Raw genomic sequence first — 21,302 nt, 5'->3', positions numbered from 1 at the left:
TCAGCGTTCTCCTGTGATGATGCGACGAATGTAGGTATTCAGGATCACGGCACCCAACAGGATCACGCCCAGGAACACCCGGAACAGAGAGCTTTCGACCCCGGCAAAAAACAGCCCCTGCTGCACCACACCAAAGATCAGGGCCCCAAGTGCCGCCCCAAGAACCGAGCCATAACCGCCGGTCAGCAACGCACCGCCGATCACCACGGCGATAATCGCCTCGAATTCCTTCAGCAACCCACGATCCGCGCCGGCGGAACCGAATTCCATCACCTGACAAGTCGCAAAAACCGTCGCGCAGAAGGCGGTGAACATGAACATCAGAACTTTGACCCTGTTGACCGGAACACCCGAGTTTCGGGCAGCCTCAGCGTCACCGCCAGAGGCGAAGATCCAGTTGCCAAACTTTGTTTTGGTCAGAAGCACATGGCCGAAGATGATAAGCACGATGGCCCAAATGATCAGCATGGGGATCCCATCAACCACCGGTTGACCCTCGCGCGTACCGCGTTCGAAAGTTTCTATTATGCCATTATCGCCCAACCAGACGAAAAAGCCCTGCCCGATCTTGCCGCCAAACACCGATGCCAGCCAGTCACCTTCGGCCACATCCCGGATGCCGCCAATGATGGTCTTCCGCTCGATGGTTTGCGGCAGGAAAATGGTAAAGCCACGCAGGATGAACAGGAAGGCCAGCGTTACGATAAAACTGGGCAACCCGGTGCGTACGACGATAAAGCCGTTCAACGCCCCAATCGAGACGCAAAGCACAAAGGTCACCATGATGGCAATCCAGACCGGCCAGCTAAGAGTGACCGAGAAAATCGCGATCATCATGCCTGCGAACCCGATCATTGAGCCGACGGAAAGGTCAAACTCACCCGCGATCATAAGCAAACAGGCACCAACGGCGATGATCATGAACTGCGCGGAAACCACGGACCAGTTCATCACGCCCTGACTGGTGAACATGCCGCTGTCAAAAGCAAACAGCAGGAAAAACGTGAATACCGCGACTGTGCCGACCATTCCGCCCAATTCGGGGCGTATCAGGGCCTGGCGCAGGGGTGAGATCTCTTTTACCCGCTCGTCACCACCGACTGCGGATTGCGCTGACTCAGCCATTGTTGCCTCCTTGGCGCGTTCGTCTGAATGCGTGCATCAGGTGGTGCGGACACACTTCATGCGTCCGCACCGTTTTGAAGATCAGCGGTATTCGCCCGCGAACTCTTCGATCTTTTCCAACCCGTCAGCGGTCACGAAACCGGGGCCAGAGTTGATGTTGTTGCCCGGCAGAACGCCGTACCGGTGGTAGTTCGTCATCACGACAACTGGCAGGTAGGCCTGCAGGAAGGGCTGCTGGTCGATGCCCCACTGGATCACACCACTTTTGATGCCTTTGACGATTTCACCACCCAGATCGAAGGTGCCGAAGTAGATGTCACCGGCCATGCCATTTTCTTCCAGCGCCAGAATGGTTGGGTCAGCCGATGTCGGGCCAAGTGTCAAAACGGCTTCCGTTTCGGGGTTTGCCGACAAGTAGGCCAGAACTCGGTTCTTGATCTCGGCCGGGTCTTGACCCGCGTCGATCATCTGCTCACCCAGTTCAATGCCCAGACCGTCTGCAAAGCCCTGGCAGCGTTCTTGGCTGGATGGCTGCACGATATAGTGGTTCACGCACAGGAACGAGCCGATGCCATCGTCTTTGGCGCGCTGGCCAGCGGCCAATCCAGCGTCATATTCCGGCTGGCCGACATACATCAGCGCACCAACTTCGCGCGCCTTTTCCGGCGTGCCAGTGTTCATGATGATGACGTCGATACCGGAATCCACGGCGGCTTTGATCGGACCTTCCAAAATGTCCGGGTCGGCCAGCGTAGTGATGATACCATTGGGTCCCGAAGCTGCGGCTTGATCGATGATCCGCGCCATGTCGGCAAGGTCACCGGTAGGCGGGTTGCGATATTCGACCTCAACACCCATCTGATCGCCCGCCAAGGCAATACCGTTTTTGATGGTGTTCCACCAGCTGTCACTGTCCGGAGCATGGCTGACCAGAATATACTTCTCGCCTTCTGCCGCAACGCCTGTGGCGCCGGCAAATGCGACTGCGCTGGCCATCAGCACACCTTTTACGATTTTTTTCATTTCCATTCCTCCCAATAGAAAATTCAATCTTGGTGCCGGGTCTGCCCGGCCATTCGGCTAAACCGAATCTCGTCTGCTCCGATCGGTGACCGGGCTTCCTTCAGTTTCCGGAAATCCGATCATTTTGCAACCGGTTTCAAAAAACTTCCTCCATCGCCACGGGCCTTCCGGACTTCGCCGAGCGCGTTGCGGCTTCGGCCATTGCCAACGCCGCGACACCATCCTCAAGTGTTACCGGCACGTCCGAGCCGGACTGAATGGCACGCGTAAACGCATCCCATTCGGCGCGGTAAGCGGCCATGTAGCGTTCAAGAAAGAAGTATGTTGGCTTCGCTCCGGTCACACCGTCGGCCGTTGATTTAACAATTGAATTCTCAAGGACATTATGCGCCTGCAAAAGGCCTCTTGAGCCTAGCAGTTCGACCCGTTGATCATATCCGTATGCTGCCCGCCGCGAGTTCTTGATAACAGCGAGGCTACCATCCGCGTAAGCCATTGTTACCACAGCCGTATCAACGTCACCGGCCTGCCCTATTTCCGGATCGACGACCGAGGTTCCCACGGCTGAAATGGTGACAGGAATTTGCCCCGTCAGGTAGTTGGCCATATCAAAATCATGAATCATCATGTCCCGGAACAACCCGCCCGATACCTTGACATAACTTACCGGAGGCGGCGCCGGATCAAACGACGTAATGGACAAGAGTTCAGCTTTACCGACCTCGCCCGCATCATAGGCGGCTTTGAGCGCCTGGAAATTTGGGTCGAAGCGACGGTTGAAGCCAAGCATGACCGGTTGGCCAGTCGCGCCCGCGGCTTTTTGGCAAATTTTTGCTCGCTCAAGGTCCAGATCGACTGGTTTTTCGCACAGGACCGCTTTGCCGGCCTGCGTTGCCGCTTCGATCAAGTCGGAATGCGTATCTGTAGGCGTTGCGATCAGAACCGCATCAATCGTGGAATCACCGATAATCTCGTCAGAGCTTTGCACCCTGGCCCCGTACTCAGCAGCCAATCCGACAGCGGCATCATTCACCGCGTCTGAAATAACTGTCAATTCGGTTTGGGGGTGTGCCGAAATCGCTTCCGCATGCACGCGACCAATACGTCCGGCCCCCAGCAATCCGATCTTCAACATACGGTCCCCCGAATCAATTCTCAGGTGACACAATCAATATTTTTGCAACCGGTTGCAAGAATTAATTTCGACGGCCCTATTCTGCTTTGAAAGGCTCAAGGCTGTCTCGGAACTGCTCGATGAATTCCAGGGTCACCAGTGAAGGTTGTTTCAAAATTGGGCGAACAAGCGAGAGAGTATGCGGCAAGAATGGCTTGAACGGTCGATAGCTTAATCCGTGCGCTGCGTATTGGACGGCGTCAAGTTCGCTCACGACGGAGACGCCAACGCCCTTCACGGCCAATTCACATGCCGCCGTGAACTGCCTGACTTCAATATGGGAATTTAACTCCACATTGGCACTTTGAAACGCTTTTGAGAGCCGCCCGAAAAAGTCGCTGTCGCGTCGTGTGTGGATAATTTTGCTGTTTACAAGGTCCGTCGGTGTAACCTCAGAGAGGTTTTCCAATTCACTTCCGGTGGGGAACACACAAACCGTCCGGACCTCGATATCCCAGCTTTCGACAGCGGGGTGACCGTTAAAGCTGTCGGTGATCCCGAAATCATACTGCTCGCCGATCATCCATTCAAGAATGCGCTCAGGTCTGTCAGGTTCGATCGTCAGGGTGACGCCGGGTCGATCCTTCAAGAATCTGGCGACAACATCAGGCAAATGGCTGGTGGCGAACCCGGGCAGGCATGCAACACGGATGTGCCCTGCTTTGCGCTGTGTGATGTCCTGGCTGACGTCAGAGATTTGCCTCATAAGTTCCAGAACACGCTCGACGCTAGGCAAAAGATACCGAACCTCCTGCGTCGGCACCAACCGGCCTTCGCGGCGATCGAAAAGCTGAAACCCAAGTGACTTTTCAAGATCCGAAAGCAACCTGCTGACGGCTGGCTGGCTCACCCCCAGGTCGGTCGCTGCCGCCGTGACAGAGCCGTTGGTTGTTACAGCCATAAGAGCTTCTAACTGCCGGACCCTAAGAATTTGACTCATTACCGATCCCAATCTGCCGCCCTCGCCTCATAACACTATGTTATTTTTTTATCCAGTAAATTGGGCTTGAATTATATTTCTGTAACGTTAACGTCGTGAAATCGTCATGTGTGCCGTTTACCCGTTGCGGTCGGCATTCAACGAAGCATCGAACCTGATGCATGGGAGGAATCATGAAAAAGAATTTTCTCGGCGCTCTCGCCGTAACAACTGCATTGTCCCCAGTGGCGGCAATGGCACAAACCGAGGTTCAGTTCTGGCACGCCTTTACCGGCCGCCTTGGTGAGCTTGTCAAAGCCCAAGTGGAAGAATTCAACGCCAGTCAGGACGAGTATGTCGTGGTTGAAAGCCATAAGGGCAACTACTCGGAAACCCTGAACGCGGGGATCGCTGCCTTCCGCGCCGGTGAGCAGCCGCAAATCCTGATGGTATTCGAGGTCGGCACGGCAACGATGATGTCAGCCGAAGGTGCGATCCGGCCCGTCTACGAAGTGATGGCTGAAAGTGGCGCGTCTTTTGATCCCGACGCGTATATCGGTGCCGTCAAAGGATATTATACAACCACTGACGGGGACATGCTTTCGCTGCCCTTCAACTCATCCACGCCAGTTCTTTGGGTCAACCGAGACGCGTTCGAAGCGGCTGGCGTTGATCCAGACACGGATCTGTCCACGTGGGAAAAGGTTGGAGACGTACTTGAACAGCTCAAGGCCGGGGGCGAAGACTGCCCGCTGGTCACCGCATGGCAAAGCTGGATCCATCTTGAAAACATGTCGGCCTATCACGACGTTCCGTTTGCATCGCAGGATAACGGTTTTGCCGGTCTGGATACCGAACTGATGCTGAACGGTCCGGCGCAGGTGGCACACCTGACCGCGATGGGTGACTGGGCCAAGGATGGCAAGTTCATCTATACCGGTCGCAGAAACGAAGGTGGCGCGAACTTCCGGTCAGGCGAATGCGCATTGTTCACTGAAAGTTCGGCAGGTTACGCGGGCATCAAGGCAGAGGCCGAATTCGACTTTGACGTCCGTCCGCTGCCCTACTGGGAAGCCGTCACAAGTGAGCCGCAGAACACCATAATCGGTGGCGCATCCCTTTGGGTAATGGAAGGTCATGACCCTGAGGAGTACAAGGGCGTCGGAGAGTTCCTGAGCTTCCTGTCATCGTCCGACGTGCAGTCGGCCTGGCACCAGAACACCGGCTACCTTCCGATCACGGCCGAAGCGGGTGATGCGACCCGTGCGGCAGGTTTTTATGACGAAAACCCCGGCACCGACATCGCTGTGATCCAGATGACCGCGAAAGAGCCGACCGCAAATTCCAAAGGTCTGCGTCTGGGATCATTCGACCAGATCCGCGGTATCATCGACGAAGAGCTTGAGGCCGTCTGGGCCGGTGAGAAAACTGCTCAGGAAGCGATGGATAGCGCGAAGGAACGTGGTGACGCGCTGCTGCGCCGATTCGAATCCGCCAATCAATAAGTCATAACTTCATGCGGGTCCTTTTCGGGCCCGCATTATCTTTCTTCGGTGGAAATTCAGGATGGAAAAACGCGTCACCTTTCGCGGCTGGCTATTGCCATTGGCGCTGATCGCCCCACAGGTCATCATTTCCGCCGTCTTCTTCTTTTATCCCGCCGGTCAGGCGGTGTGGCAGTCCCTGTTCATTCCCGACCCGTTCGGTCTGTCGTCGCAGTTTGTGGGGCTCGGCAACTTTGAGTTCCTGCTGAGCGACAAGTATTATCGCGCATCTTTCGTCACAACCGCCGTATTTTCGACGCTTGTGACGCTCTGTTCAATGATTCCGGCGCTATTTCTCGCAGTTATCGCAGATAGGCTCATTAAAGGTTCGGGTGTTTATCGCACATTGCTGATCTGGCCTTATGCTGTGGCCCCCGCCGTGGCTGGTGTGCTGTGGCTGTTCATGTTCAATACACGTGTTGGCGTGGTGGCGTGGTATCTCAGCCAGCTCGGCTATGACTGGAACCATGTTCTTAACGACACCGAAGCTATGGGGTTGGTTGTTGTCGCCTCGGCCTGGGGCCGCATCAGCTATAACTTCCTGTTCTTCTTTGCAGCGCTGCAATCCGTTCCCCGCTCGGTCATCGAAGCGGCGGCAATTGACGGCGCGCATTTCTGGCGCCGGTTCTTCACGATTGTGCTGCCGCTGCTGTCTCCGACTGCATTCTTCTTGCTGGTGGTGAATGTTGTCTATGCCTTCTTTGAGACCTTCGGAGTGATCCACACGATCACTGGCGGAGGCCCACAACAGGCGACGACGATCCTAGTCTACAAGGTCTTCTCAGATGGGTTTGTTGGTCAGGATCTTGGGTCATCATCGGCACAATCTGTCATCCTGCTGATTGTTGTCGGCCTGCTGACCGTCATTCAGTTCAAATACGTGGAAAAGAGGGTGCATTACTGATGGCAGCCCAACAACACGGAATGGTCGAAAAACGCGGCGTAGGCATCTGGTTTACCCATGCATTCATGATCCTAGGCGTTTTGATCATCTTTTTCCCGATCTGGCTGGCCTTTGTGGCTTCGACCGTGACCCAGGCCGACATCGTCTCGCCGCCCATGCCCGTGGTGCCGGGTGATCAGTTCTCGGTGAACTACAAAGCGGCGCTGTTCTCAGGGGTAAACGTGCCGGTTGCGACGATGCTGTTCAACAGTCTGGTGATGGCCATTGGCATCGCGGTGGGTAAAATCATCATCTCGCTACTGTCCGCTTTTGCGATTGTCTACTTCAAGTTTCCCGGCCGCACGACGTTCTTTTGGTTGATTTTTCTGACCCTGATGCTGCCGGTCGAAGTGCGGATCGTTCCAACATTCGAGGTAGTGGCCGGGTTTGGCATGCTCAATAGCTACTACGGTCTGATCTTTCCCTTGATTGCCTCGGCAACAGCGACCTTTCTGTTCCGTCAGTTCTTCCTGACGATCCCTGATGAACTGGCCGAAGCTGCCCGCGTGGATGGCGCGCGACCGATGCGGTTCTTCATCGACATTGTAGTGCCCATGAGTCGAACCAATATCGCGGCGCTGTTTGTGATCCTGTTTATCTACGGCTGGAACCAATACCTGTGGCCGCTGCTGATCACCACTGATCCAGAAATGAACACCATCGTGATGGGTATCAAACAGATGTTCCCATCGGGTGACGATTTTGCGCATTGGCCCACAATCATGGCGACCTCAATTCTGGCGATGATCCCGCCAGTCATCGTGGTGGTGTCGATGCAAAAGCTCTTTGTCCGCGGCCTTGTCGATAGCGAGAAATAGGAAATGGCAACAGTAACCCTAGAGAACGTCAAAAAGAGTTTTGGCCCGACGGATGTGATCCACGGTATTGATGTCAATATCGCAGACGGAGAGTTCATCGTGATCGTCGGCCCCTCGGGCTGCGGTAAATCCACGCTGCTGCGAATGGTGGCAGGGTTGGAAACGGTTACGTCCGGGGAAATCCGGATCGGCGAGGAACGGGCCAACGACAAAGAGCCTATGGATCGGGACATCGCGATGGTGTTCCAGAACTATGCGCTCTACCCGCATATGTCCGTGCGTCAGAACATGGGTTACGGTCTGAAAATTGCCGGACTGCCCAAAGATCAGATCGATCAAAAGGTGACTGCCGCGGCCAAGCTATTGCAGTTGGAACCTTTGCTGGATCGTAAGCCCAGACAACTGTCGGGCGGTCAACGCCAAAGAGTGGCCATGGGCCGTGCCATTGTCCGCGAACCAGCAGTCTTCCTGTTTGATGAGCCGCTCTCGAACCTCGATGCCAAACTGCGTGTTCAGATGCGCCTGGAAATCCGTGAGCTCCAGGAAAAGCTTGGAGTCACCTCCCTGTACGTTACGCACGACCAGGTCGAGGCCATGACGATGGCCGACAGAATGATCGTGATGAATGGCGGTATCGCCGAGCAGATTGGAACGCCACTGGAAGTTTACGAAACACCCAGAACTCTCTTCGCGGCGCAGTTTATTGGCAGCCCTGCGATGAACGTGTTTGACGCCCGCCGTGAAAACGGGACGGTCAAGATCGGAGAAATTGAGGTTGGCGCATCTCAGGGGCCTGATATCGCAGTAAAGTTGGGCATACGGCCAGAGCATCTGTTGTTGGATGAAAACGGTCCGCTGGAAGCTACGATTCAGATTGCGGAACCGTTGGGGGCAAACACACTATTGCATGGTCAGCTCAAAGGCTCTGGCAGCGCGATTACGATAAGCCTTCCGGGTGTCCACCCAATCGAAGGCCAGCATCCGAACATGCGGTTTTCGATCGCCTCAGAAAATATGCACCTGTTTGACCATTCAACCGGTGAAAGGCTGCAAAACTGATGACGTTTCCACAGGTTGAAGCCTTTCGTGGCGGTGAAAACCTGATCCGGGTTGTGGGGCATCGGGGAGCACGCGGCGTTTTACCAGAAAACAGTATGATTGGCTTTGACTTTTCGCTGTCCATCGGCGTCCCGCTCCTGGAATTTGACGTCGTGCTTACGGCAGATGACGTTCCGGTCATAACCCATAACCACCGGCTGCACGCGCCGACATTTCGTGACGCCTATGGTCGATTTTTGGTCGGAGAAGAGCCAAAGGTTTCTTCGTTGACCGTCGAACAGATTCAGCAATTCGACATCGGGCGGTTGGACGGGCATTCGGCTTATGGTCGTCGCTTTCCAGACCAGGCTCAAATGGACGGTGTTCGTGTTCCAACGCTGATGAACCTGCTGAAATTGGTCGATGACCCAAAATACCGCGATGCCTGTCTGATGCTCGAACTAAAGTCAGATCCTGATTTGGCACATGATGCGGTTTACAGACAGAGCTTCGTCGGCCGGGTTCTTCAAGACGTTCGCGCCAAGGGTTTGTCGTCGCGTGCGGTTCTGCACAGCTTTGACTGGAATCTCTTGGAAGAATGTCAGCGACAGGCCCCCGATATGCCGTCTTCGTACCTGACGCAGCTTCCCGATAACGCGGACGATGTGGGCGAAGACTCATCAAAAGCAGTTTGTCCGGACTTTCGCGGTCGTCGCGATGAAATTCCAAAGTTGGTCAAAGAAGCGGGCGGTGCGCTTTGGTGTCCGTATTTTGCGGATGTGACTGCTGAAAACGTGGTTCTTGCCAAGAAGCTGGGCCTGTGCGTCGCAGTGTGGACTGTCAATGAACACGAAGACATCGACAAGATGATTGATCTGGGCGTGGACGCAATCGTGTCTGACTATCCCGGACGGGTTCAAAGGCATCTGTCGGATTTGGGTGTGAGTTGGAGTGCCATCCACTAGCAAAGCTAGTCTAGGCATGAACGTCGCAAATACGTCACTTATCAAGTTCCTTCGCGGATCATATCTGCCGCTTTCTCCGCAATCATCACAACCGGGGAGGCCGTATTGCCGGATACGATTTTTGGCATGATAGATGCGTCAACCACCCGTAATCCCAACAGTCCATGCACCCTGAGGTCCGCGCCGACCACAGCAGATGCATCCGAGCCCATCTTGCAGGTTCCGACAGGGTGGAAAATAGTCGTAGCGATATCACCTACACCTTTCACAAGGTCTTCCTCTGACTCCATCGCCGGGCCAGGCAAGATTTCTTCAGGCTGATAGGGTTTCAGAGCGCTCGCCGTCATAATTCTCCGCGCCTGTCGCACGGATATCGCTGCAACACGTTTGTCGTTTTTAGTCGAAAGGTAGTTCAGGCGAATATCAGGCTGTTCTTCGATGTCTTTCGACTGAATATGGCAGGTGCCCACGCTTCCAGGTCGTAAGTTGCAGACCGAGACAGCAATCGCAGGGAAAGGGTGAAGCGGATCACCCAACTTGTCGGTGGACAGCGGCTGCACATGGTATTCCAGGTAGGGTGTGGCCAGATCGGGATTGGATTTTGTGAACATCCCAAATTGGCTGGGGGCCATCGACATTGGCCCTGATTGCGTCAGGCCGTATTGCAATGCAATCTTTGCTTTCCCAAGCAGCGAATTCGCCATCGTGTTCAGGGTTTTTGCGTTCTGGACCTTGAACACAGTGCGGATTTGCAAATGGTCCTGCAGGTTCTCACCCACGCCTTGACTTTCGCGTTGCAAAACGATGCCATGTTCAGACAGCACATCGCCCTGGCCCACGCCTGACAATTCTAAAATTTTAGGCGTGTTGATCGCGCCCGCCGCCAACAAGACCTGGGACCCGGCATAGGCGTCATATTGAACGCCCTTGTGCAGGTAGCGTACGCCCGTCACCTGCTTGCCATCGAACAACAGCGTCTCGGCTTCAGCATGGGTCAGAACGCGCAAGTTGGGCCGTTTCATCGCCAGGCGCAAAAAGCCTTTGGCCGTGTTCCAACGCACACCGTTGCGTTGATTGACCTCAAAAAACCCGGTCCCTTCGTTGCTGCCATCGTTGAAATCTGCGCGCGGTTGGATGCCGAATTCCTTGGCCCCTTCCTGCACGGCTTTCAGAATGCCCCATTCCAAGCGCTGTTTCGAAACCTTCCATTCCCCTCCGTGCCCATGCATGTCTGCGGGCCCGGCATGGTGATCCTCGGCTTTAAGGAAATAGGGCAACACGTCATCCCTGTCGGACGTCAGCGCCAATGAGACAGTTTAGGGTGATTTGATAAGAGAGGGTTTCTGGCACGTCGTAACTGCCAAGGAGTGGAGATGAGACAGAAACCAGGAACACGTAAGAGCCACGGCGAGAAGGTCGTAGATAAGGGCTTGGAGCCGGCGTTCACGAAACTTCGCTCGGCGTCCGATATGCGGGCAAAGCTGTTTGGCGCACAAGCAGCGTGATTACTAGCTCAGCAGTCATTAACTACACGCCATTTTTGGCTGCACACTCCATTCGGGCCGAATTCATAAGACAGTTTGGCGATTTTTTGCTAGTCTATCTTATTGTCACTGCACTCGTCTTTACGTGGGGGCGTTGGTCTATTGAAAAAACTAATTTTGAAAGCAGCGGTAGTTCTGAGTACAATCTGTCCGCTTAGTCTGGACGGTGTTGCGGCGCAAACCGCAGAAGAAGTTGAAACGGGCAACCGATTGGCGGCAGTGCTACGGGCCGGCAGAAGTGTCGTGTCGAACAGTCAAGACCTAATCAACAATCCGGATATCACCGACAAAGGGCTGTCCGGTGATGTGTTCTACGAGCAAGTTATTGCGGCCTACTTGGAGGCCAATGGGGAACCGCCGCTGCATGATGGGCTGGACCCACTGGAGCGCAAGCTTACAGAAACGCAGCTGGACGCTATGGTCACGGTAATCGACGCAAACCAAGAGTTAATAAATGCCGAGGGGGTGGCATTCAAAGGATTTATTCCAGCCGTTTTTGCGCGGTTAGTAAATGAACAGTTCGCTGATGAAATTGGCACGTCTGCCATGGTCAAGGTAACGGCGCCTTCGGAACTTGTCCGCAATCGCATGGCCCGTCCGGATACTTGGGAAAACTCGGTCATAGAAGAAAAGTTCAAGGACTCATCTTGGACCGAAGGGCAGCCATTTTTCGAAGAAACTAACGTTTCTGGAACACCTGCTTTCCGTATGCTGATTCCAGAATACTACTCTGAGTCCTGTCTTTCATGCCACGGATCGCCAGCGGGTGAAACGGATGTGACTGGTTTCCCAAAGGAAGGTGGGCAACTTGGTAACCTGGCAGGTGCAATTAGCATAACCCTTTTTAGATGAAACAAGAATCTGGTGTGAGTAACAATTGGCGGTGGGTGTCCGAAAATACTATTCCGGTGCGCATAGGATCACTGTCGGCGCTACTGTTAGCTGCTTTGGTCGTGAGCACCATCGTGATGGTCTACGATCTGGCCCGCAACCAAGCCCGCATACAAGACGCAAATACTGAGTTTCACCGACTGGAAGTGGCAGGCCAGGCAGATCGTCAATTTGGAGAGATGAGGTATTGGCTGACGGATCTTTCTGTAAGCTTACTGACCCTTTCTGAGCGGCGAGCCAACGAAGCAAGTACAAAGCTCAATAACAGCCTCGAACAGCTCTCCGATTTTGCACCCGAGTCCGCAGCCAGCGTACAGGAGCAGGCAAACTCCTATTACGAAACTTCCATGCAAGCAGCCGATGCTTACACCGACGGCAACAGAGTGCTGGGAAATACTTTACTTGCACAGGCCCGAGTGGCCAGTGATGCCGTCGACAAGACGCTGACGCAATTGGTCGATGACCTATCTGAAAGCGCCGACCAAACCAGAAATGAAGCAACGGTTGCCGCAAAGGCAGCGATGAATCGCGCGATCATTGCATGTGTTGTTATTGTGATATTGGGAGCGCTTCTTACTTGGCGTGCTCTGAGGTCGATCGTTGTGCCACTGCATGCAATCAACATTGCGATTTCAGGCCTAATCCGGGGTGAAAGGGATGTCGCGCTACCGCCCGAAGGTCCTGATGAGTTAGGCCGAATGTCCCAAGCGCTAAGAGCGCTTCGCGACAGTCAGGATAAGCGGCGCGAACTAGAAGAAGAAGCGCGTGCGCAGCGCAATACGATTCTGACAGCAATTGAAACAATTCCAGACGGGTTTGCGTTGTTCGACAACGAAGATGAGCTCATACTCTACAATGACCGGTTCCGCAGCATTTTCGCACATGTGGACGACATACTTGGGCCGGGCACGCGGTTCGAGGATATCTTGCGGCTACAACTGGAACGAAAATCGGTTGATACCAATGGTGTGCCTGACGAAGAGTGGATTAGCAGCCGACTTGCACGACATCGCAGACCTGACGGGGATCGCCAAGAAGTCTTGCTGGGTGGCGCATGGATTCAGGTGTCGAAACGCCAGACACCCGACGGGGGCACGGTCGCTGTTTACAGCGATATTTCTGACCTTAAGTCCAAACAGGAACAACTTGAAGAAGCCAACGCGCAGGCGATCGCGGCCAGTTCAGCCAAAAGCCAGTTCCTGGCTTCCATGAGCCACGAGTTGCGTACGCCGTTGAACGCAATCATCGGCTATAGCGAAATGCTGTCCGAAGATGCGCAGGATATGGGGTTCGAGACAGCGACCGATGATCTGGAGAAGATCATGGCATCCGGGCGACATCTGCTCTCGCTCATCAATGACGTTCTTGATCTGTCCAAGATCGAAGCGGGCAAAATGGAAATGTACCCGGAACGCTTCGCACTGCGGCCCTTGTTGGACGAAGTCGCGTCGACGGTGGTTCCCTTGGTGAGCAAGAACAGAAATGAACTGGTTCTCTCTTGTGATCTCGCAGACACTGACGAGATCGAAACTGATAAAACCAAGCTCCGGCAGAACCTTTTCAACCTGTTGTCCAACGCGGCGAAGTTCACCGAAGGTGGTAAGATTGAGCTTCTCGTCTCTAAACTCCGGAAAAATGATACAGATTTCTTTCGATTTGCGGTGCGAGATGAAGGTATCGGAATGACGCCGCAGCAACGCGACAAGCTGTTCCAAGCGTTCGTGCAAGCTGATCAGTCTACTACGCGGAATTTCGGAGGCACTGGGCTAGGGCTCGCCATTGCGCAGGAATTTACGCGTATGATGGGCGGGCATATTACTGTCGATAGCAAAGAGGGTGTTGGATCGACCTTCTCTTTCGAAATCCCAGCCCGCTACGATACCATTTCTACGTCGACTAACGAATACAGCGAAACGTCACCGGACACTGCTTTGGGCCGCGTTCTGATAGTGGATGATGAAGAAGACGCACGGAACGCGGTGGCAAAAATCGTGCGCGAGGAAGGGTATGATGTCTTGCTGGCATCGAACGCAGCGGCGGGCATGGAAATCGCGCGCTCGCAAAAGCCTGACGTCATTCTTCTGGACGTTATCATGCCTGAACGCGACGGCTGGTCTATGTTGAAGGAACTCAAGGCAGACTCGAAGCTGTGCGAAACGCCCGTTGTCCTAGCCACGATTGTCGCGGATCGCGACATGGGCCTTGCCTTCGGAGCGATCGAACACCTAATTAAACCAATTGATCCAGCGCGGCTGATCGCAACGTTGGATGCTATCGCCTCCGGACGCGACAAAGACGTGCTGATCGTTGACGACGATATGTCAACGCGAAACCTGTTTCGCCGCATCCTAACGCGCAACGGATGGACGGTACGCGAGGCGGCAGACGGTCACGGCGCGCTCAGCCAATTGAAATCCAAAAGACCGACACTGATGGTATTGGACATTATGATGCCGAATGTGGACGGTTTCGATGTTCTCAAAACGGTTCGCACAACTGATGAGCTTGCAGATTTGCCGGTTATCGTAGCCACGTCCAAGGACCTGACGCGGGACGAACTGGATTGGTTGAAAGCCCATTCAGATGAGGTCATCCGCAAAGGAGATACCGGTCGAGGTGATCTGATTGCGGCACTGAAACGCCAGTTACAAGATTATTCATAAGTCGGAAAGATTAAGGCGATGGCAAAGATACTTATTGTGGAAGACAACGATATGAACCTCGATATGCTGTCGCGCCGGCTGCAGAGAAAAGGCTACGAAACCGTATCTGCCCGCGATGGTCAGGCCGGTGTTGAACAAGCCCTATCGGATAAACCGGATCTGATTTTAATGGACATGAGCCTGCCCGTGATCGACGGGTGGGAGGCGACCAGACAGATAAAAGCAAACCCAGATACAAACGCTATCCCAGTTGTCGCTTTGACCGCCCATGCGATGCAGAGTGATCGTGACAAGGCCATGGATGCCGGTTGCGACGAATTCTATACCAAACCGATCGAACTGCCCGGGTTACTGGAAATTATTGAAAAACTGCTGGACGGGTAGCGCGGCATGGATTCAGAGACCCGAAAAGACAAGTTGGCATTAGCCACCCGCATTTCCCAGAACCTCAATGGGCCGTCAGAAGCGATTGTTGGGTTTCATAATCTGCTGATCGAGGAAGTACGCAGAACAGGACCAGAGGCTGCGCTAGAGGATTTGCAAAAGATTGGCGCCGCCGCCAGCAACCTTGTTCAGTTGGTCGAACTGTTAGGGAAAAGTGCGCACCAAGTCACCGCCGACAAAGACGCGCAGGCAAAATTACGGCATGATTTACGCTCTCCGATCAATGCGATCATTGGGTATTCGGAAATGGTTCTGGATGATTTCGAGGCAGATCTGAAGCCTTCCGCTCGCAGCGACATAAACGCGATCCTGAGCGAAGCGCGTAAGCTGGCGCTACAGATCGACAGCACCATCAGTGATGCGGAAATTCCGCCAAGCGCTGAGGACAGTGACCGGGATCAGGAAATTGCGGCCAGCCTTGAACGCAGCCTTGCGAGCTCAGATGCCGGTCGCGAAGCTCTGACCGGGCGTATCTTGGTAATCGATGACGAGGCGGCCAATCGGGAAATCCTGACTCGTTTGCTAGAGCGCCGAGGACACAGTGTGCGATCGGTCGACTCGGCCAGCGAAACTTTTGAAGCACTAGATCGCGAGGGCTTCGACCTTGTTCTGTTGGATATCCTAATGCCAGTGGTAAATGGCATCGACGTCCTCGAAAGAATGAAAAAAGATCCGTCTTGGCGCGAAATACCCGTGGTCATGATTTCAGGTCTGAACGAGACAAACGCTATCGCCAAATGTATCAGTGTCGGCGCTGAAGACTATTTGCCAAAACCTATCGATCCTGTGTTGTTGCACGCGCGCGTCGATGCTTGCATGGAACGCAGTCGCTGGCGCGCCAAGGAATTGGCGTTCACAAATGAGATCACCTACGAACGTGACAGGGCAGACAAATTGCTGCACTCGATGCTGCCCGCGCCGGTTATCAAACGACTAAACGATGGCGAGACAAACATCGCTGATCGTTTCGTCGGCGCCACCATAATATTCGCGGATATCGTGGAATTTACACCACTAGTAGCCCGCATGGACGCCGGTGACCTGATCCTGGAATTGTCAAACTTGTTCACTGCATTTGACGACCTGGCCACCCTGCACGGTATCGAAAAGATCAAGACGATTGGAGACGCCTACATGGCGGCATCGGGTATTCCGTTGCATCGCGAGGACCACGCCCACGCGGCAGTAAACTTTGCACGTGACATCCTTAGAACGATGTCTGACAGCACAGTTAGTAGCGCGGGTTTGCAAATCCGCATAGGTATCCATTCCGGACCGGTCATTGCTGGTCTGATTGGGCGAAAACGGTCAATTTATGATGTTTGGGGGGAAACCGTGAACCTTGCCAGCCGTCTCGAGGCTACAGGCAGGTCGGGGCACATCCACATCTCTGCCCAAACCAAAGATGCGCTGGGTGACCATTTGCCTAACGCGGAAGCGCAAACTCATTTTGTAAAAGGAGTGGGAGAAATAACATCTTACTTCGTATCTTAAGGCTAGTGATACGGTTTTGAGCCCCATCAGTTCGACCGTTTGATAATTTCGAATTGGAACTTGGCCATTCGACCCAATTTGCGTTGCTAAATGCAAGTTATAGTTTACTCCTAGGTTGTTGACGTTAGATTATGATTGAATGAAAATGGCTGGATCATGCGGCCATATCAGCGGTGTATTAGGCTCAGAGGCTGACCGCGGCGTGGCGGTATGAAGTCATGGTAAGTTGATGGCAGCGAGGACGTAAAATCAGTTGGATCTGGTCATGCGCGGATAGCAACCTCTGTGACTGTCTGTGATATCTAAACTAGCCAAATACTTCTTCTCGCCTTTTTTGGCCGGTGCGGGACTTCGGTCGTGTTGTATAGGCCTTTGTGTGCGCGATGGTCAGTAACTTAGGCAAGTACTTTGACCGGTTTAGTATTGCTACGGAATTTGTTGGCTATGACCACGCCCGGCTCGCGAAACCTGGCAACCAGTCTTTTGACAAAGCGCTTTGCCCTTTTAGTTTTCTGCGGGTTGGGACAAGAAAATCGAGCACGTCTCTATTGTCGTAGATCATTCGCCACAGCCATTGTTTTTTGTCACCGATCATGATTTCGGCTTCGTCCATGTGTCCGTCGTCAGAGATTTTGGAACCGAGCGCGGCGTAAGCTACGAGAGTGTTCGATTCATATGATTGGTTTGATTACGCGCCGACATCAGATAACTCAACACGCGACCTGACGGACTTTCCCGAAACGCTACCCAAATCACTGTCCTCATGCCCGCAATCAGTAGATACCATGCCCGCGAAAGCCCCGGGGACCTAAACATCTTATCTTGATCGGGTGTGACTGCTACGTTTTCTTGGTTTTGGTAATTGCGCGCCAGTCTTCTGGTGGAGGCTTGTCTAACAGGCTTTGGGCACGGGCCATCATTGCGACTGAGGCGGGATCTCCATTTCGTTTTCGGTCTGCACCCTCAAATGCGGCAAGAGCCTCTTCAAACCGCCCTGCCCGGTAGTGCGCAAGGCCTTGTTCATAGGTCTCTATCCAGGCAAATGATCCGCCACGCCCATCTGACATCGCTATCAGTTCGTAGACCACAAGCTCTTCAATGCGTCCAAATACGGTAAGCGTGTCCAGTTCCCGCACCACGATTGTGTCGGCCGCCTGTTGTCTCGTTTCCGGCCCAATGAGGATCAGCGTGCCATAATCTTTGTTGGCTCCTTCCAACCGGCTGGCAACGTTCACAACATCGCCAATCGCGGTGTAGTTCAACCGCTGCTCTGATCCGATATTTCCGACCAAAGCCTCGCCGCTGTTCAGTCCGATCCTAACTCGCAAGGGAGTGCCGTCATCATCTTCAATTCCGGACGCGTCCACTGCAGCGACAAGGTCCAATGCCGCGCGGCAGGCGTTTTCAGCGTGGTTCACATCCTTGCGCGGCGCCCCCCAAAACGCCATCACAGCATCACCCATGAATTTGTCGATCGTCCCACCATTGTGAGCGATAGCCGTCGAGGCCGCGCTGAAGAAGGGCTCCATCAGTTGGGCAATCTTGGGGCCAAGTTTCTCGGACAGCCCAGTGAAACCCGTGACGTCGCAGAACAATACAGAGATCTGCTTCACCTCTCCACCTGGCTGTATCTTGATACCCTCAGCAAGCAGCATGCGCACGAGATCTGTGGGTACGTATTTTCGGAATGCCGACAAACCAGCTGCCATGCTGGCGGTGGCCGCAGAAAGATTGGAAAGCTCAGACAGTTTGGACGGTCTGCGTTCAATCTGCTCCACGTCAAAGCGCTCAATTTTGCCGAGGTCTTCGGCAATGCGTGCCAGCGGATTTGCCACAACTTTGCGGATCAGCCAGATCGCTAATCCGGTTGCCACTATCACCACAATGATCAAAACGTAGATCAGATTGATCAGCGTCTCGTCGATCCCCGAAAGAAAGGCTGCTTCGGGTATGACTGTGGCAACGCGCCAGCCGTAAAACCCCAGGGGAGTCAGCGCCACCGCATAAGGCACGCCGTCAATGACGACACGTTGCGTCAATGTGCCGGAGGCATTTTCCTGTGGGTCCGCCAACAGCCTTTCGCCCGAGATCATGGCGACTTCATAAAGCTTGCCCTCGCCCATGCGCGCCGGAGTAACCTCATCTGCTTCGGCATCGGGGACCGCAATAACTTCTCCGTCGGCGTTCAGAATAAACGCCGCGCCAAATTCGCCGGGCGCAAGCGTGGCAAGAAACCGTGACAAACGATCCGTTTCGATCGCAACTGCCAGAACGCCTTGTCGCGCTCTATTGACGTCTATCGGACCGGCAAAGGCGTAAACGGTTCTGTCACTATCCGGAAGGTCGCGCGCTTCGATCCACCCAGAGGAATTGAGGCCCATGAAGTTTTTAAACCAGGCGTGTTCGCGCGGATCATAGGATGTATTGGTAAAGGTCCGCTCTTCGAACTGTATGTCACCGGGAATGAAGATGTAGCGGTCTTTCCGCAGCATTCGGTCGCGGATTCCCTCATCGATTTCAATCATCTCAAGCCCACCGTCACCCAGGCGATGTGACGCAAAAAAATTCCCGTCAGGCCAGCCGAAAAACATCCATGAGATATTCGGCTGTGCCTGCAATTGTGACAGAAAAACAAACTCCCGCTTGTCGGCCTGTCGCGTCGCGATGACGTTCTGAACAAAGATCGTACGAACGGCCGCCCAGGCGGCTTCGGCCGACCTGAGTGTCACGCCCACCTCGATACGGACCGTGTTTGCGATCTGGCCGTTTATTTCTGCTGCAAGCATGCGGCTATTGTCGCGCGCTGTTGTCCACCACAGGGAATGAACAATAAACGTCGACACTCCGATAGACACAGCCACCAGAATTGACACAGCAATGCCTACACTAAATCGCAATAAACTCTCCGCCAAAAAGCCACGTGTTTCAGTATTGAATTGAGACAGCTAAGAGAGCAAAGTTTTCTTAGACCCAGACGCGAAATCTCACGCAACTGTTAGGGTAGGATACATTAATTTTTTTGCGCACCATGATTCACGGTTTGGAAAAGGGACCGGTAACAAGAGCGACTTTTTCTGGCTGAGCAACGAACAGATGGCCAAGCTTTCCGCTTTCTTCCCTGAGTCGTACGGCAGGCCATGGTACGATGATTGAAGGGTGCTGATCGGAATTACATTCATCAATCGCAATGTATTACGATGGCGAGATGCACCGGAGGTCTACGGCCAGCGCAAGACGCTCTATAGTCGGTGGAAACGTTGGAGCGAGAAAGGCATCTGTGCCCAAATGATCGACGGTCTGGTTGCCGAACACGGCCAGGAAAAGACCGTGATGATTGATGCGGCCTATTTGAAGGCACACCATACCGCGACCAGCATGGCCGCAAAAAAGGGGACGTGGCTGCCTGATTGGTCGAACCAACGGTGGCATGAACACCAAACTGCAAGCTATCTGTGACAACTAAGGAGGCTGCTTAACCTTTTCGTCATCGCTGGCCAAGTCAGTGGCTACATCCGCGCGAGAGCGCAGCTGTGCAGCTCGCCGAAGGTCGCCTGGTTGCTTGGAAATCGTGCCTATGACGCCGGAAGGTTCAAAGACGCGTAGAAAGACAAAGGTATGCGCGCCTGCATCACGGGTCGAAAGCAACGCAAAACAACCGTGAAGCACGGCAAACGCCGACACAAACGGCGTAATCGGATTTAGATCATGTTCGGCAGGCTCAAAGATTGGCGCCGTGTGGCGGCACACTTCGACAGATGCCCAGAGGTCTTCCCGTCAGCAATCGCGCTAGCTGAGACCGTCATCTATTGGTTATGAATCCTGACCCTAATCATTCCCTCACATCCTGCTTTAGCAGGAACTGATTCTTGAAGTTCTTCAGCCCCGGCATAACGTCGGCATTGGCGATATCGTCATTCGCGTGGATTTCATGCTCCAAAAATTCCTTCAATGCGTCATCATCGTCGCTGACCAATTCAATGATCAGGTCATATCGACCCGCGACCCACAGAATGAAAACAACCCGAGGGTTCTTTTCAAGCCGCTCCGCCACCTGGCGTGGGGTCACGCCAACGGCCACATTCAACCCAATCATCGCGTCGGTTGTGTACTCTGTGGCCACGGGATCCGACATCGCGACGATCCGCAACATGTTATTGTCTCGCAGACCGCTCACCCTGTTGCGGATGGTTCCTTCGGACACATTCAACTGCTGTGCAATTTCCGAAAAAGCCATCCGACCATCTTGCTGCAACAGCCGGATGATCTGTTGGTTCAAGTCATCCTTTGGGGACCTAATGCTCTGTGCGGTGGCGCGCATGTTTGATTGCTTTTTGACTGCCATATACCCGATGCTCGATTGCTGCATTCGTAGCTGAGACTAGGTGAGGACATCGAAATCCGCAATTCTCCCCTGTGAATTCTGTGGCAGGAAGTGCAGAAAACGACATCCTTTGCCCTGGACACCGCAGCTTCCAAGGACGGTGACGCGGGCCTATTGCCATATTTTCTGTAAAATCCCGTTGGAATTGCGACTCTCGCAATCCACACGACCTCGTTATTCGAAATTCGTACCATCATGCCGCTTTTTGACCAGATCATTTCCGATTCTTGCCCCAAAATCCCAATTAGTCGCGAAAATCGAAATATCGCTAGACGAAAAATGCGATATTCGCAGTCGAAACCTCAAGTCCCGGCGCGGCGGGACAAAGCCGGCAAG

General features: G+C 53.8%; 17 protein-coding genes and 2 pseudogenes. 11 read left to right on the top strand and 8 right to left on the bottom strand.

Going from position 1 to position 21,302, the window contains the following annotated elements; genetic code table 11:
- From AC2FIB_RS07185 to AC2FIB_RS07170, 4 genes are all read right to left on the bottom strand, one after another.
- Entirely contained in the window at window positions 1–1,125 is a 1,125-nt protein-coding gene (locus AC2FIB_RS07185) for an ABC transporter permease (RefSeq protein ID WP_496736097.1), read from the bottom strand.
- Window positions 1,126–1,206: 81 nt separating this feature from the next.
- The gene (locus AC2FIB_RS07180) at window positions 1,207–2,148 is read right to left on the bottom strand and encodes a sugar ABC transporter substrate-binding protein (RefSeq protein ID WP_058274571.1); all 942 of its coding nucleotides are present in this window, start codon (window positions 2,146–2,148) and stop codon (window positions 1,207–1,209) included.
- A gap of 136 nt (window positions 2,149–2,284) precedes the next feature.
- Complete coding sequence (iolG, locus tag AC2FIB_RS07175) at window positions 2,285–3,283, bottom strand: inositol 2-dehydrogenase (RefSeq protein ID WP_496736099.1); 999 nt, start codon at window positions 3,281–3,283, stop codon at window positions 2,285–2,287.
- 76 nt (window positions 3,284–3,359) lie between these two features.
- On the bottom strand, window positions 3,360–4,262 hold the full coding sequence (locus tag AC2FIB_RS07170; protein ID WP_472725097.1) for a LysR substrate-binding domain-containing protein: 903 nt from the start codon (window positions 4,260–4,262) through the stop codon (window positions 3,360–3,362).
- A gap of 173 nt (window positions 4,263–4,435) precedes the next feature.
- On the opposite strand from AC2FIB_RS07170, the gene ugpB reads away from it, so the two are divergent.
- From ugpB to AC2FIB_RS07145, 5 genes are all read left to right on the top strand, one after another.
- Complete coding sequence (gene ugpB, locus AC2FIB_RS07165) at window positions 4,436–5,746, top strand: sn-glycerol-3-phosphate ABC transporter substrate-binding protein UgpB (protein WP_058277255.1); 1,311 nt, start codon at window positions 4,436–4,438, stop codon at window positions 5,744–5,746.
- Between the two features lie 61 nt (window positions 5,747–5,807).
- Window positions 5,808–6,689, top strand: coding sequence for a sn-glycerol-3-phosphate ABC transporter permease UgpA (ugpA, locus tag AC2FIB_RS07160; protein ID WP_058274560.1), 882 nt, complete (start codon window positions 5,808–5,810; stop codon window positions 6,687–6,689).
- A 20-nt stretch (window positions 6,690–6,709) separates the two neighbouring features.
- On the top strand, window positions 6,710–7,546 hold the full coding sequence (gene ugpE, locus AC2FIB_RS07155) for a sn-glycerol-3-phosphate ABC transporter permease UgpE (protein WP_496736190.1): 837 nt from the start codon (window positions 6,710–6,712) through the stop codon (window positions 7,544–7,546).
- Window positions 7,547–7,549: 3 nt separating this feature from the next.
- The gene (gene ugpC / locus AC2FIB_RS07150) at window positions 7,550–8,605 is read left to right on the top strand and encodes a sn-glycerol-3-phosphate ABC transporter ATP-binding protein UgpC (RefSeq protein ID WP_496736100.1); all 1,056 of its coding nucleotides are present in this window, start codon (window positions 7,550–7,552) and stop codon (window positions 8,603–8,605) included.
- Entirely contained in the window at window positions 8,605–9,549 is a 945-nt protein-coding gene (locus AC2FIB_RS07145; protein WP_496736102.1) for a glycerophosphodiester phosphodiesterase family protein, read from the top strand. Before ugpC ends, AC2FIB_RS07145 begins: the two co-directional genes overlap by 1 nt.
- 41 nt (window positions 9,550–9,590) lie before the next feature.
- Here AC2FIB_RS07145 and AC2FIB_RS07140 read toward each other — a convergent pair.
- Window positions 9,591–10,835 (bottom strand): annotated as a pseudogene (locus AC2FIB_RS07140) (GMC family oxidoreductase); the annotation flags it as partial.
- 87 nt (window positions 10,836–10,922) lie between these two features.
- Here AC2FIB_RS07140 and AC2FIB_RS07135 point away from each other — a divergent pair.
- From AC2FIB_RS07135 to AC2FIB_RS07115, 5 genes are all read left to right on the top strand, one after another.
- Window positions 10,923–11,054 carry a hypothetical protein gene (locus AC2FIB_RS07135; RefSeq protein WP_496736103.1) on the top strand — a complete coding sequence of 44 codons (132 nt, stop codon included), beginning with the start codon at window positions 10,923–10,925 and terminating at the stop codon, window positions 11,052–11,054.
- Between the two features lie 141 nt (window positions 11,055–11,195).
- Entirely contained in the window at window positions 11,196–11,945 is a 750-nt protein-coding gene (locus AC2FIB_RS07130; protein ID WP_496736105.1) for a Tll0287-like domain-containing protein, read from the top strand.
- A gap of 14 nt (window positions 11,946–11,959) precedes the next feature.
- On the top strand, window positions 11,960–14,647 hold the full coding sequence (locus AC2FIB_RS07125) for a response regulator (protein ID WP_496736107.1): 2,688 nt from the start codon (window positions 11,960–11,962) through the stop codon (window positions 14,645–14,647).
- A gap of 18 nt (window positions 14,648–14,665) precedes the next feature.
- Window positions 14,666–15,031: a response regulator gene (locus tag AC2FIB_RS07120; protein ID WP_496725926.1), complete on the top strand. Its 366-nt coding sequence runs from the start codon at window positions 14,666–14,668 to the stop codon at window positions 15,029–15,031.
- A 6-nt stretch (window positions 15,032–15,037) separates the two neighbouring features.
- Complete coding sequence (locus AC2FIB_RS07115) at window positions 15,038–16,585, top strand: adenylate/guanylate cyclase domain-containing protein (protein ID WP_496736109.1); 1,548 nt, start codon at window positions 15,038–15,040, stop codon at window positions 16,583–16,585.
- 442 nt (window positions 16,586–17,027) lie between these two features.
- Here the strand turns inward: AC2FIB_RS07115 and AC2FIB_RS07110 are convergent, their stop codons facing one another.
- The gene (locus AC2FIB_RS07110; RefSeq protein ID WP_496736111.1) at window positions 17,028–17,198 is read right to left on the bottom strand and encodes a hypothetical protein; all 171 of its coding nucleotides are present in this window, start codon (window positions 17,196–17,198) and stop codon (window positions 17,028–17,030) included.
- A gap of 226 nt (window positions 17,199–17,424) precedes the next feature.
- Window positions 17,425–19,482: an adenylate/guanylate cyclase domain-containing protein gene (locus AC2FIB_RS07105; RefSeq protein ID WP_496736112.1), complete on the bottom strand. Its 2,058-nt coding sequence runs from the start codon at window positions 19,480–19,482 to the stop codon at window positions 17,425–17,427.
- A 196-nt stretch (window positions 19,483–19,678) separates the two neighbouring features.
- Here AC2FIB_RS07105 and AC2FIB_RS07100 point away from each other — a divergent pair.
- Window positions 19,679–20,401, top strand: a pseudogene (locus AC2FIB_RS07100) (IS5 family transposase).
- Between the two features lie 13 nt (window positions 20,402–20,414).
- On the opposite strand, the gene AC2FIB_RS07095 reads toward AC2FIB_RS07100, so the two are convergent.
- Window positions 20,415–20,861, bottom strand: a complete 447-nt coding sequence (locus tag AC2FIB_RS07095; protein ID WP_200833196.1) for an Lrp/AsnC family transcriptional regulator — start codon at window positions 20,859–20,861, stop codon at window positions 20,415–20,417.
- Window positions 20,862–21,302 lie beyond the last annotated feature (441 nt).

The sequence above is a fragment of the Ruegeria sp. YTSA072 genome, from assembly GCF_059610285.1.
Note: the sequence above shows the minus strand (reverse complement) of the source record. Positions and strands in the feature narration are given on the sequence as shown.